At 46.0% G+C, this 11661-nt stretch carries 14 protein-coding genes; 8 read left to right on the top strand and 6 right to left on the bottom strand.

Annotated features, from left to right (window positions below; genetic code table 11):
• Positions 1-9 precede the first annotated feature (9 nt).
• The 3 genes from rsmB to def form a co-directional block, all read right to left on the bottom strand.
• Positions 10-1290: a 16S rRNA (cytosine(967)-C(5))-methyltransferase RsmB gene (rsmB, locus tag AACR09_RS19670; RefSeq protein WP_017077320.1), complete on the bottom strand. Its 1281-nt coding sequence runs from the start codon at positions 1288-1290 to the stop codon at positions 10-12.
• A gap of 119 nt (positions 1291-1409) precedes the next feature.
• On the bottom strand, positions 1410-2375 hold the full coding sequence (gene fmt, locus AACR09_RS19665) for a methionyl-tRNA formyltransferase (protein WP_108118255.1): 966 nt from the start codon (positions 2373-2375) through the stop codon (positions 1410-1412).
• A gap of 38 nt (positions 2376-2413) precedes the next feature.
• The gene (gene def / locus AACR09_RS19660; protein ID WP_004735769.1) at positions 2414-2926 is read right to left on the bottom strand and encodes a peptide deformylase; all 513 of its coding nucleotides are present in this window, start codon (positions 2924-2926) and stop codon (positions 2414-2416) included.
• 140 nt (positions 2927-3066) lie between these two features.
• Between def and AACR09_RS19655 the strand changes: the two genes are divergently transcribed.
• From AACR09_RS19655 to AACR09_RS19640, 4 genes are read left to right on the top strand one after another with little or no spacing between them, the layout of a single operon-like run.
• The gene (locus AACR09_RS19655) at positions 3067-4158 is read left to right on the top strand and encodes a LysM peptidoglycan-binding domain-containing protein (RefSeq protein WP_193834495.1); all 1092 of its coding nucleotides are present in this window, start codon (positions 3067-3069) and stop codon (positions 4156-4158) included.
• Positions 4155-5267: a DNA-processing protein DprA gene (gene dprA, locus AACR09_RS19650; RefSeq protein ID WP_004735773.1), complete on the top strand. Its 1113-nt coding sequence runs from the start codon at positions 4155-4157 to the stop codon at positions 5265-5267. Before AACR09_RS19655 ends, dprA begins: the two co-directional genes overlap by 4 nt.
• A gap of 3 nt (positions 5268-5270) precedes the next feature.
• Positions 5271-5747, top strand: coding sequence for a DUF494 family protein (locus tag AACR09_RS19645; protein ID WP_004735774.1), 477 nt, complete (start codon positions 5271-5273; stop codon positions 5745-5747).
• 12 nt (positions 5748-5759) lie between these two features.
• Complete coding sequence (locus tag AACR09_RS19640) at positions 5760-6329, top strand: DNA topoisomerase family protein (protein WP_017080840.1); 570 nt, start codon at positions 5760-5762, stop codon at positions 6327-6329.
• A gap of 87 nt (positions 6330-6416) precedes the next feature.
• On the opposite strand, the gene AACR09_RS19635 is transcribed toward AACR09_RS19640, so the two are convergent.
• Together AACR09_RS19635 and purE are read right to left on the bottom strand one after the other, a co-directional pair.
• Positions 6417-7547: a 5-(carboxyamino)imidazole ribonucleotide synthase gene (locus AACR09_RS19635; protein WP_193834493.1), complete on the bottom strand. Its 1131-nt coding sequence runs from the start codon at positions 7545-7547 to the stop codon at positions 6417-6419.
• Between the two features lie 5 nt (positions 7548-7552).
• Positions 7553-8038, bottom strand: coding sequence for a 5-(carboxyamino)imidazole ribonucleotide mutase (purE, locus tag AACR09_RS19630; RefSeq protein WP_004735777.1), 486 nt, complete (start codon positions 8036-8038; stop codon positions 7553-7555).
• A gap of 195 nt (positions 8039-8233) precedes the next feature.
• Here purE and AACR09_RS19625 point away from each other — a divergent pair, with 195 nt between their 5' ends.
• From AACR09_RS19625 to AACR09_RS19610, 4 genes are all read left to right on the top strand, one after another.
• On the top strand, positions 8234-8791 hold the full coding sequence (locus AACR09_RS19625; RefSeq protein WP_004735778.1) for an L-threonylcarbamoyladenylate synthase: 558 nt from the start codon (positions 8234-8236) through the stop codon (positions 8789-8791).
• 19 nt (positions 8792-8810) lie between these two features.
• Complete coding sequence (gene hemF, locus AACR09_RS19620) at positions 8811-9728, top strand: oxygen-dependent coproporphyrinogen oxidase (RefSeq protein ID WP_017098119.1); 918 nt, start codon at positions 8811-8813, stop codon at positions 9726-9728.
• Between the two features lie 75 nt (positions 9729-9803).
• Positions 9804-10634, top strand: a complete 831-nt coding sequence (gene aroE, locus AACR09_RS19615) for a shikimate dehydrogenase (RefSeq protein WP_193834491.1) — start codon at positions 9804-9806, stop codon at positions 10632-10634.
• A 17-nt stretch (positions 10635-10651) separates the two neighbouring features.
• Positions 10652-10921 (top strand): DUF1488 family protein, encoded by a 270-nt coding sequence (locus AACR09_RS19610; protein WP_017087268.1) that lies wholly within the window; start codon positions 10652-10654, stop codon positions 10919-10921.
• Here AACR09_RS19610 and AACR09_RS19605 read toward each other — a convergent pair.
• A complete protein-coding gene (locus tag AACR09_RS19605) occupies positions 10918-11463 on the bottom strand; it encodes a gamma carbonic anhydrase family protein (protein ID WP_004735783.1) in 546 nt (181 codons plus the stop codon). The two genes, AACR09_RS19610 and AACR09_RS19605, sit on opposite strands and share 4 nt — an antisense overlap.
• Positions 11464-11661: the final 198 nt, after the last annotated feature.

The following is an 11661-nucleotide window of genomic DNA, read 5'->3' as shown; positions in this document are numbered from 1 at the left end:
TGTTAGTTGTTATGCCTGTTTTACTAGAACTGCGTAGTAGAAGCCATCCATATCTTCTTCACCAGGCAGTATTTGACGACCCGGTTTTTCGATATCAGACCCAACCAGTGTTGCGTTCTCGGTACGCTCTAAGAAGGCTTTCACTTGCAGTACGTTTTCTTGAGGCGTGATAGAACATGTCGCATAAACCATGGTGCCGCCTTCTTTTAGCTGGCGCCACATTGCATCCAAAATCTCACTTTGTAGCTCGGCTAGTGCATCGATATCAGAGGCACGACGTAGCCACTTAATGTCAGGGTGACGGCGAATTACACCAGTCGCTGAACATGGAGCATCAAGTAGGATGCGGTCGAACTGGCTGCCTGTCCACCACTCTTCAGGGTAGCGAGCATCACCACAGATTACGTCGGCACGTAGTTGTAGGCGTTCAAGGTTATCGTAAACGCGGTCTAGGCGTTTAATATCACTGTCGATTGCAACCACTTCAGTGTCTTGAGTATGTTCAAGAATGTGTGCAGTTTTACCACCAGGTGCTGCGCAGCAATCTAGGATTAGCTCACCATCTTTTGGTGTTAGGAAATCAACGGACAACTGAGCTGCAGCATCTTGCACAGATACCCAGCCTCTGTCGAAGCCAGGAAGCAAAGTAACGTCACAAGGTGAGGCTAATTTTATGGCATCAGCTGCTTCAGGGTGCAGTGTGTATTCAATGTTTTCGTTTTTAAGCAGTTCAACATACTCGTCACGAGTGTGGTGTTGGCGGTTTACGCGCAGCCACATTGGTGCCTTGTTATTGTTTGCTTCAACCAATTGCTCCCACTGATCTGGGTAGCTCTCTTGAAGCATTTTTAGAATCCAGCTTGGATGGCTGTATTTACCAGCATTGTGGCTAACGGCTTTCTCGTCTAGTTCTTCTTGATCGCGCAGATAGCTGCGAAGTACGGCATTGATCAAACCACTGAGGCTTGGGCCACGCAGTGTTTTGGTTGCTTCAACTGTTTCAGCAACGGCGGCATGCGAAGGAATTCGCATAAAGCCCAACTGATAAATGCCTACTAAGATCAGGTGATGGAAGACGCGCTTTTTACCTTTAAGCGAGTTTTCCATCAGTTCGTTAGCGATTGACTCTAAGCGAGGCAGGTAACGAAGTGCGCCGTAGCAAATCTCTTGCAGTAGAGCATGGTCTCGCGGACGGATCGTTTTTTGAGCCGCAGGGAGAGCGTGTGAAAGAGAGTGGCCTTTATCGACAACTTGGAATAGGACATTTGCAGCAGCAGCGCGAACATTCATGAGGGGTACCGAATATTTATTTGAATACATGAGGGCATCTCTGCCCTCGTAAAGGTTTTCTAAACTGTGTTTTTACAAGCTACACATTTTTAAGTGCATATTGAGTAGCTTTAAAGCGGTTAAGAAAGTTGAGTACCAACTTCAAACCAGCTTGCACGTGAGTTCAATATGTCTTGAACTGACATGGCTTTTTTGCCTGGAACTTGCAGTTGCTCCAAAACCAGTACTTTGTCGCCAGTCGCAACATAGATACCCGTTTTATCTGCTTTGATGATTGAGCCAGCTGGCGCAGATGTTGATTCTTGATCAACACGTGTCTGCCAAACTTTAATGCTTTTTTCATCATTAGAGCTGCTATCAGTAATCGCAAAGTGACTCATTGGCCATGGGTTGAAAGCGCGCACACAACGTTCGATGTGTTCTGCACTGTCATTCCAGTCAATCTTCGCTTCTTCTTTGCTCAGCTTCTTCGCGTAGTTAGCAAGTTCGTCGTCTTGCTTCTCAGCAACGGCTTTACCAGAAGCGATGTCAGCTAAACACTCAACAAGCGCATCAGGACCAAGGCCTGCCAACTTCTCGTACATTGACGCGCTGGTGTCTGTTGCTTCGATTGGTAGCGTCACGATACTTAACATATCACCGGTATCTAGGCCGATATCCATCTGCATGATCGTTACGCCAGTCTCTTTATCGCCCGCCCAGATAGAGCGTTGGATCGGAGCAGCACCACGCCAGCGCGGTAGGATAGAACCATGCACGTTGATACAACCCAAGCGAGGCGTATCTAATACAGCTTGTGGAAGAAGCAAGCCGTAAGCGACAACAACCATGATGTCAGCATTCAAATCTGCTAGCTCTTGCTTAGCTTCATCTGACTTGAAGTTTTCTGGTTGGTAAACCGGAATATTGTTTTCAAGTGCGATGTTTTTTACTGGGCTCGCAGTCAGTTTTTTACCGCGGCCTGCTGGACGATCTGGCTGTGTGTAAACAGCAATAACTTCATGCTCCGAAGACAACAACGCCGCCAAGTGACGGGCGGCGAAATCCGGAGTACCTGCGAAGACAATTCTTAAAGATTGACCCAAGGTAGACTTCCTTCTTAATTTAGTAATAGCAGCGGTTATTAACCTTGTTTCTCGTTGAAACGTTTAATCTTCGCTAGCTTATCTTGAATACGTTTGCGCTTTAGTGGCGATAGGTAATCAACAAACAACTTGCCTTCTAGGTGGTCAAGTTCGTGCTGAACACAGATAGCCAGAAGGTCGTCAGCGTCGAATGTGAATTCGTTGCCTTCACGGTCTAATGCTTTAACCGTTACTTCTGCAGCGCGAGGGACTAGAGCTCGAGCGCCTGGTACAGATAGACAGCCTTCTTCGATACCATCTTCGCCACGTTTGTCGGTAATTTCAGGGTTGATCAGAACCATAGGCTCGTCACGTGTTTCTGAAATATCGATAACAACGATGCGCTGGTGGAAATCTACTTGCGTTGCAGCAAGGCCGATACCTTCTTCGTCGTACATGGTTTCAATCATGTCATCAACGAACTTTTGAATCTCTGGGGTAACTTCTTTTACCGGTTTCGCCACGGTACGTAGACGATCATCTGGTAATGTTAATACTTGTAATACAGACATATACACTCGAAATATTGAACTGTGCCGAAACAGCTTAAACCTTGTTGGCTCAATTCTAGACATTTTAGAGGTCAAATGACAGCATCCTGAAGGTAATTCTCTAATCAGATGTCATATATTCAGACCAAGGAACCTAGGTCATGCGTCATTTTCCCCCCGCTTTATCTCTTATTTGTGCCTCGCTTTCGTTCGCCGTTATGGCTGAAAATAGTGAGCAACCTTTAACCATTAAACAAGGCGCACCCGAGGCGTATGTGGTGGTTAAGGGGGATACCTTATGGGATATATCCGCGATGTATCTCGATAGCCCTTGGTTGTGGCCAAGGCTATGGCAGGTAAACCCTGAAATAGAAAACCCTCACCTGATTTACCCCGGAGATAAATTGTCTCTGGTTTGGATTAATGGCGAGCCTGTGTTGAGCCTCAAACCCGTCATAAAGCTAAGCCCTAAGATTCGTGTATCAGAGAAGAAAGCAGTACCTACCGTGAATGAGGGGTTGGTTCTGCCGTATCTGCAATCTGACCGTTTGGTTAAGCAGCAAGATATTCAGTCAGCGCAACGAGTGTTAGGGACTAGTGATGGCAAACGCTTCTTATCGGGTGAAGACCGATTGTTTATTTCGGGAAACCAGCAGCATCAAAAATGGGGTATCTACCGTGCCGTCGAGACTTATCAACGACAACAACATCAAGCGAGTATTACCTCTTTGCGTTTGGTCGCCACGGCGCGTTTGAAAGAAGTGGATGTTGAGTTCAGTAGTTTGCAAATAGAGACTCAGCTGCAAGAGGTACTGCTCAACGACCTCGTGTTACCAGAACTTGGCGTTGGTCAGGTGAAGCTCTCAACTACGTTTTATCCAGCACCTAGTGCTGCGGGTCAGTTTGCTAATATCTTGGGTTCATTAGACGGCAGCCAATACAGTGCAAAGAATCAGGTGGTCGTTATTAATAAAGGCTCACAGGACAATCTTCGCCAAGGCTCTATGTTTACCCTCAGTGAAAGCGGCGCTGTGGTGTTTGGTAAGCAAGGCGAATACAGCTACAAAGAGTCTGCGGCGAGCGATAAGGTGCAATTACCAAGTACCTCACTTGGTAGTTTGATGGTCATTCGTCCTTATGAGTATTTTAGCTTGGCCTTGATCACTCAGAGCTCAAAACCGGTTAGTAATGATATTCTGGCGGTATCGCCTTTGGATCTGGCTTTGAAGGAAGAAGCTAAGGGCACCGAGTGAATGAGCAACAACTGAGTGCTTGGCTAACTCTAAGTTTTGTTCCGCAATTGGGTGGCAAGCGCCTTTCTCGACTGCTGAGTATTGATTCCCCTTCGAATATTGTTGGTTACTCAAGTCAGCAACTGCAAGCGCTTGGTTTGTCTGCCAAGCAAATTGCCTATCTAAGAGAGCAAGCCCCAAGAGAAGTGGAGGCTTGCCTAGAGTGGCAAGCAAGACAACCCAACCATCACATCATTACCCCGAATTGCTCGCATTATCCCAAACTGCTGAATGAGACCGCCTCCGCGCCAAGCGTGCTTTTTGTTAAAGGTCACGTTGAAAAACTGATTGAGCCTCAAATCGCTATGGTAGGTAGTCGCAATGCCAGTCTCGAAGGGTTGCAAACCGCGAAGTCCTTCGCCAAAGAGTTCGTCCAAAACGGTTTGATTGTCACCAGTGGCTTAGCGCTCGGTATTGATGGTTATGCTCATGATGGTGCTCTAGATAAAGGTGGGGAAACTTTTGCTGTGTTGGGTTCTGGCTTAGATTCCATTTATCCTGCGCGACACAGAAATTTAGCCGATAGGATCTGTGAAAATGGTGCGTTGATTTCAGAGTTTCGCCCAAGTGCCAAACCTCGACCTGAACATTTCCCTCGCCGTAACCGTATTATAAGTGGGTTATCGCTCGGAACCTTGGTGGTTGAAGCGGCTGAGAAAAGTGGTTCTTTGATTACAGCTCGCTATGCCATGGAGCAAGGCCGAGAGGTGTTTGCGCTTCCTGGCTCTATTCATAACCCAACCAGTCGAGGAGGTAATAGCTTAATCAAAGCTGGAGCATGCTTGGTACAGAGTGCACAAGATGTTCTGATTGAAATAAAGAGTCTGTTAGACTGGTCTATCGATCAGCAACCCAGCTTGTTCGAACCTACGCCCAGTATGGGGGAAAATGAACAATTGCCATTTCCACAGCTGTTAGCTAACGTAGGGTTAGAGGCGACACCCGTTGATATTTTGGCACAGAGAACCCATATACCTGTGCATGAGGTCATGATGCAGCTTTTAGAGCTTGAGCTCTCAGGGCATGTTGTTGCAGTTTCCGGTGGCTATATTCGAAAGGGGAGAGGCTAAGCTATGATGATGGACATACTGATGTACTTGTTTGAAACCTACATCCATAGCGATTCTGAATTGCAGGTGGATCAAGATGAGCTGGAAGATGAGCTTCTTCGAGCAGGGTTTCACCAAGATGATATTTATAAGGCCCTCCATTGGTTAGAAGATCTTGCGGCATTGCAAGATACTGAGAATCAAGCGGCGATTACTATGTGTTCCAATACCTCGATGCGTATTTATACCAGTCGAGAGATTTCACGTATTAATATGGAGTGCCGAGGTTTCTTATTGTTCCTTGAACAGATCAACGTACTCACGACAGAGATTCGTGAAATGGTGATTGATCGTGTGATGGGGCTTGAGACGAGCGAATTTGAATTGGATGATCTGAAATGGATTATCTTAATGGTGCTATTTAATGTGCCGGGTAATGAAAGTGCTTACACGCAAATGGAAGAGCTGTTGTACACCAAAGAGCAAGGTATCTTGCATTAATACAGGCTTGTCATGAGTAGTAAGATTGATAATCAGCTTTTTTCAGCACATGAACATGCATTAGAGCATGAACCATGTCCACAGTGTGGTGGAGAGCTTCAGCTTCGCCATGGTAAGCACGGCCCATTTTTAGGCTGTAAGCAGTATCCTAGCTGTGATTACATCAAGCCTCTGCATCAGAACGATGGCCACGTAGTGAAAGAGCTGGGTGTACCGTGTCCTAAATGCCAAAACGAATTGGTATTAAGGCAAGGTCGCTTTGGTATGTTCATTGGTTGTAGCAGCTACCCAACGTGTAATCACATCGAATCTTTGGACCAACCAAAAGAACAACCTGAAGAGCAGCCACTTGTTGCTTGTCCTGAGTGTGGCAGAGGTCATTTGGTTGAGCGTAAATCTCGCTATGGCAAAACCTTCTATGCGTGCGATAACTACCCTAAGTGTAAGTTTGCCGTTAATCAGCCACCTGTTATTGGTCGTTGTGAACAGTGTCAGTTCCCGCTGTTGCTGGAGAAGAAAACGGCCAGTGGCACTAAGAAGCAATGTGCTGATCGCAAGTGTCATCACATTCAATCTCAATAACTTGATGTTATAGACAAAAAAAACGGCGCCCAATGAGCGCCGTTTCTATATCCAATAAACGTTCTATATCCATCAAGCAATGTAGATTTACTTCATCTGCTCAGCAAATTCATGCACAGCAGGGTAGGCTTGCTTATCGAGAATGTCTGCCAGTGAGCATAACGCTCTTTGCAGCTCTGCGTTGTAGTCAGCGCTCACGTTAATGTGGCCCATCTTACGACCTGCACGCTTCTCTTTACCATACCAATGAACATGACAACCACCTTGAGCAAGAATTGCTTCAGGTAGGGTATCTTCACCAAGGATGTTGATCATTGCGGTTGGACGAATCAGCTTAGTGCTGCCTAATGGCATCCCACATACGGCACGTAGATGGTTCTCAAACTGACAAGTTTCAGCGCCTTGCTGCGTCCAGTGGCCAGAGTTATGAACCCGTGGTGCAATTTCGTTAACCAGCAGTGAACCTTTAACATCAAAGAACTCTAACGCTAGCACGCCAACGTAATCCAAACGTTCTGCAACAGCGGTGAACATGGTTTTCGCTTGCTCTTGCAGTTCAATGTCATCAATGGCTGTTGATAAGCTCAACACGCCGTCGGTGTGAACATTCTCAGCCAGTGGATACACTTGAATCTCGCCATTGGTACCACGAGCACCAACCAGTGATACTTCGCGGTCAAACGGAACGAATTCTTCAGCCACAATGGCTTGGTTGTCTGTTGCGGCAATGCACTCGGCCATTTCTGTCCAAGTCGCGTCAACATTGTCTAATGTCTTTAAGCGCCATTGACCTTTGCCATCGTAGCCGCCAAGTGTGCTCTTCAAGACCATTGGCAAGCCTACGTGAGCAATCGCAGCGTCAAAGTCTTCGTGAGAGTTAATCACGTAGTACTTAGCATTTTTCACGCTTGCTTCGTCTAACAGGGCTTTTTCAAGGCGACGGTCACCGCCAGCTTTGATTGCTTCTGTTGTCGGTAAGAACTTACCGCTGCGCTCACATACCTCAAGAACATCGTGAGGGATATGTTCGAATTCAGCAGTAATGACGTCCGCACGCTCAATCGCATTGTCTAAGCCGTTGCCTAGAATCGCTTGCGTTAATGGGTGAACAATATTTTTGCTGCCAACATCAAAAGCAGAAATTTCAATATTCAGCGGCGCCCCAGCTAGGGACATCATGCGAGCAAGTTGGCCCGCGCCTAACACAAGAACATGCATGGGAATTAGTCCTCAGCAGGGTTTGGATTAGCCAGAACCGTTTCTGTTTGCTCAGAGCGGAACGCTTCTACTTTTGCCATCACTTCTTCATTGTGAGTACCAATGATTTGGGCTGCTAGGATACCAGCATTGGCAGCGCCAGCTTCACCGATAGCCAAAGTACCTACCGCAATGCCTTTTGGCATCTGTACGATAGAAAGCAGAGAATCCATGCCCTTGAGTGCTTTAGACTGAACAGGAACACCTAAAACAGGTACGCTTGTGAAAGCTGCAGCCATGCCCGGAAGATGCGCAGCACCGCCAGCACCAGCAATAATCACTTTAATACCGCGCTCTTTCGCACTGGTTGCGTAATCAGCAAGCAACTGAGGTGTGCGGTGAGCAGAAACCACTTTTGTTTCGTACGCCACGCCAAACTGATCCAACATTTCTGCAGCTAGCTTCATTGTTGGCCAATCAGATTTAGAACCCATGATAATACCGACAGTCATCTCAAACTCCTTCAGGTACGATTTAATTAGTGATTAGATATTTTGCGCGCATTATACGGGTAAAATTGCTTAAGGAAAACGTTTGCGTCAGTCTAAGTTGTTAATTGATACATTTTATAAACAAATAGCTTTAGTCACAGTGAATGATAATTTGTACACTTAGCGAGTTCGATAACAGAATTAATGAGGCAACCCTTGGATAACTTTCAACATACTTTGCAGGCATTACAACAAGGTGAAGTCATTGCTTACCCGACTGAAGGCGTTTTTGGGGTCGGTTGTGATCCCGATAATCCACAAGCCATTAAGAAATTGCTCGATTTAAAACAGCGGCCGATGGAGAAAGGGTTGATCCTAATTGCTGCGAGTTACGAGCAGTTGCTGCCCTATATTGACGAAAGCCAGTTGACGGAAGCGCAGTTAGCGACCGTAAAAGCAACATGGCCGGGACCAGTGACTTGGATAATGCCAACCAGCAGTAAAGTAACTGACTGGGTCAGTGGCCAATTTGAATCCATCGCGGTGCGAGTGACGGATCACCCTTTAGTTCAAAGAATGTGTAATGAATTCGGTAAGCCGTTAACCTCGACCAGTGCTAACCTGACAGGTGAACCGCCTTGTATGACGACTGAAGAAGTTCAACAGCAACTGGGTCAACATTTGGTGGCTATTTTAGAAGGTCAAACGGGTGGTCGTGAGAAGCCAAGCGAAATTAGAGATGCAAAAACGTCGAAAATATTAAGACAGGGTTAAACCCTGCAAAGGAAGAAAGATGTCAGCAATTGATAAAGAAGCAGTAAAACAGTTTTTACTGAGCCTACAAGATTCGATTTGCCAGCAGCTTGAGCAAGCTGATGGCACTGCACTGTTTGAAGAAGATGCATGGGAGCGTGAACCTGGCGAACGCCTTGGTGGCGGTGGTCGAACTCGCGTGATGACCAATGGTGCGGTATTCGAGCAAGGTGGGGTTAATTTCTCTCACGTAGCGGGTAAGGCGATGCCTGCCTCAGCCACAGCTCACCGCCCTGAATTAGCCGGACGTAAGTTTGAGGCGATGGGGGTTTCATTAGTTATCCACCCTAAGAACCCATATATCCCAACCTCACACGCGAACGTTCGATTCTTCATTGCGGAAAAAGAAGGGGAAGACCCAATTTGGTGGTTTGGTGGTGGTTTTGACTTAACGCCATTTTATCCTTTCGATGAAGACTGCCAATCTTGGCATCAAACCGCTAAAGACCTGTGTGCGCCGTTTGGTGATGACGTTTATCAAGAACACAAGGAATGGTGTGATAAGTACTTCTATCTGCCTCACCGTGATGAAACACGTGGTGTTGGTGGTCTGTTCTTTGATGACTTAAATGAGTGGGGTTTCGATAAGAGCTTTGCTTATATGCAGGCTGTCGGTGAAGGTTTTGCAGCCGCCTATCTACCCATTGTAGAACGACGTAAAGAGACGTCTTACGGCGAGCGCGAGCGTGACTTCCAACTTTATCGTCGTGGTCGCTATGTTGAATTTAACCTAGTTTACGACCGTGGCACCTTATTTGGTCTGCAAAGCGGTGGGCGCACAGAGTCTATATTGATGTCGATGCCGCCATTGGCTCGCTGGGAATATCGCTACGAACCACAAGCCGGTTCACCTGAAGCTCTGCTTTATAGCGACTACCTAAAGCCTCGAGTTTGGTAGTTCTTCCTTCCTTATAGGGATAGTGATAGGGTCATCTATATAGATGACCCTTTTTTATTTCTGTTAGGTAAGGATATGACACAGCAAGTAGATCGTTATGCCGTTTTCGGTAACCCTATTGGGCAAAGCAAATCGCCATTCATTCACACATTATTTGCTCGCCAAACCAGCCAACAACTTACCTATACAGCACTCCAGCCAGAACAAGGTGAATTCATCACTGCTGCTCAAGCATTTTTTAGTGAAGGTGGGAGAGGGTGTAATGTCACTGCGCCATTTAAAGAAGATGCTTATCAGTTCGCTAATCGCCTGACTGAAAGAGCTGAACTAGCAGGTGCCGTAAACACACTTAAGAAGCTCGATGATGGAGAAATCATTGGTGATAACACCGATGGCGAGGGTTTAGTTCAAGACCTGCTTCAACATCAAGTTGCGTTAAAAGGAGCTCGCGTTCTTCTTCTTGGCGCTGGTGGTGCTGCGAGAGGAGTGATTCAACCTCTTCTCGACCAAAACCCACAACAGCTGGTGGTCGCTAATCGAACCAGCTCCAAGGCTGAACTTCTGGCTGAGATGTTTTCTTCACATGGAAACATCAAAGGAATGGGGCTAAGTGATGTTAATGAAGGGTTTGATGTCATCATTAACTCGACCTCGTCTGGTCTAAGTGGTCAGCTTCCTGAAATTTCTGAGATTATCTTCAATTCGAATAGTGCTGTTTATGACATGGTTTACGGATCTGGAACGACGGTATTCAATCAGTGGGCATTAGATAATGGTGTTCACGCTGCTTATGATGGTTTGGGTATGTTGGTAGGGCAGGCCGCTGAGAGCTTTATGCTGTGGCGTGGTCTTCGCCCTGGGACAAAACAGATTTTAAGAGAATTACGTAGAAACTTAGAGATGTAACAAGGTATTTATAAAAAATGAATCAATCAATTCTATTTCCGGATATCCAAGATTGGGATGAAGCAAGTCAATCTATCACTTTCCCAGCACAGCAATCGGGTGCATTGATCGAATGTGTCTTATCTATTGAAGAATTATCACGATTGGCAGGTAAAGAGATAGAAGAGGGCGATCAAGCTATAGTTATCTTTTCAGAGTTACGTTTCGATATTGAAGAGCTAGCGGAAGAGTTAATAGAAGAAGAGGAGTATGACTCCTCTAATCGGATTCAGATCAAAGCGCTTTAAACTGGAAGCACAGAGTCTAGATAGTCGTTTTTATTCTGAACATAGTTGTCAGCTGACTTCTGTAAAAAGGCACGCTCCTTATCATTTAATGGGCGTGCTTGTTTTACCGGGCTTCCTACATAGAGATAACCGCTCTCAAGTACCTTATTAGGCGGGACTAAGCTACCAGCACCAATCATCACTTCTTCTTTAATAATCACGCCATCAAGCACGATAGCTCCCATACCAACAAGTACACGATCTTCAATCGTGCAGCCATGCAGCATTACTTTATGTCCGATAGTGACATCATTACCTATTAATAGCGGGTAACCCTCAGGGTTTTCTGCATTCTTATGGGTGACGTGCAAAACGCTGCCGTCTTGGATATTCGTTCTATCTCCAATATGAATGTGGTTCACATCTCCTCGAGCTGCAACCAAAGGCCACACGCTAGAGTCGTCACCGATTTTGATATCCCCAACCAGTACCGAACTTGTATCTATATAGACACCTTGTCCAATCTGAGGGGATATTCCTTTATAACTGCGCATTGAACTCATAAATCCTCCTTTATATAGGCACCTTAAGCCCTTAATTAAGGGGAATACTAGTGAAAATGGGGTGTTTTGAACAAAAAACGCTCGAACAATCAAAAAAGTAAGAAAAACTTCAAAAAGGGCTTGCCAGTGTGATCGAAATCTCTATAATGCGACCTCGTTGAAACGGGAAGGCTTCGTAAGAAACCAAAACGAATCAGC

Origin of the sequence: Vibrio sp. OPT20 (assembly GCF_963889365.1) — a bacterium.
In the GTDB taxonomy this organism is placed as follows: domain Bacteria; phylum Pseudomonadota; class Gammaproteobacteria; order Enterobacterales; family Vibrionaceae; genus Vibrio; species Vibrio splendidus.
The sequence above is the reverse complement of the archived record's forward strand: the minus strand, read 5'-3'. Positions and strand labels throughout refer to the sequence as shown.

What these genes read in the sequence shown, in the direction of transcription:
- AACR09_RS19610 (WP_017087268.1), top strand. Translation starts at nt 10,652, where the DNA reads ATGAATCAATCAATTCTATTTCCGGATATCCAAGATTGGGATGAAGCA.
- AACR09_RS19640 (WP_017080840.1), top strand. Translation starts at nt 5,760, where the DNA reads ATGAGTAGTAAGATTGATAATCAGCTTTTTTCAGCACATGAACATGCA.
- AACR09_RS19655 (WP_193834495.1), top strand. Translation starts at nt 3,067, where the DNA reads ATGCGTCATTTTCCCCCCGCTTTATCTCTTATTTGTGCCTCGCTTTCG.
- purE (WP_004735777.1), bottom strand. Translation starts at nt 8,038, where the DNA reads ATGACTGTCGGTATTATCATGGGTTCTAAATCTGATTGGCCAACAATG.
- hemF (WP_017098119.1), top strand. Translation starts at nt 8,811, where the DNA reads ATGTCAGCAATTGATAAAGAAGCAGTAAAACAGTTTTTACTGAGCCTA.
- AACR09_RS19605 (WP_004735783.1), bottom strand. Translation starts at nt 11,463, where the DNA reads ATGAGTTCAATGCGCAGTTATAAAGGAATATCCCCTCAGATTGGACAA.
- rsmB (WP_017077320.1), bottom strand. Translation starts at nt 1,290, where the DNA reads ATGAATGTTCGCGCTGCTGCTGCAAATGTCCTATTCCAAGTTGTCGAT.
- def (WP_004735769.1), bottom strand. Translation starts at nt 2,926, where the DNA reads ATGTCTGTATTACAAGTATTAACATTACCAGATGATCGTCTACGTACC.
- AACR09_RS19645 (WP_004735774.1), top strand. Translation starts at nt 5,271, where the DNA reads ATGATGATGGACATACTGATGTACTTGTTTGAAACCTACATCCATAGC.
- aroE (WP_193834491.1), top strand. Translation starts at nt 9,804, where the DNA reads ATGACACAGCAAGTAGATCGTTATGCCGTTTTCGGTAACCCTATTGGG.
- AACR09_RS19635 (WP_193834493.1), bottom strand. Translation starts at nt 7,547, where the DNA reads ATGCATGTTCTTGTGTTAGGCGCGGGCCAACTTGCTCGCATGATGTCC.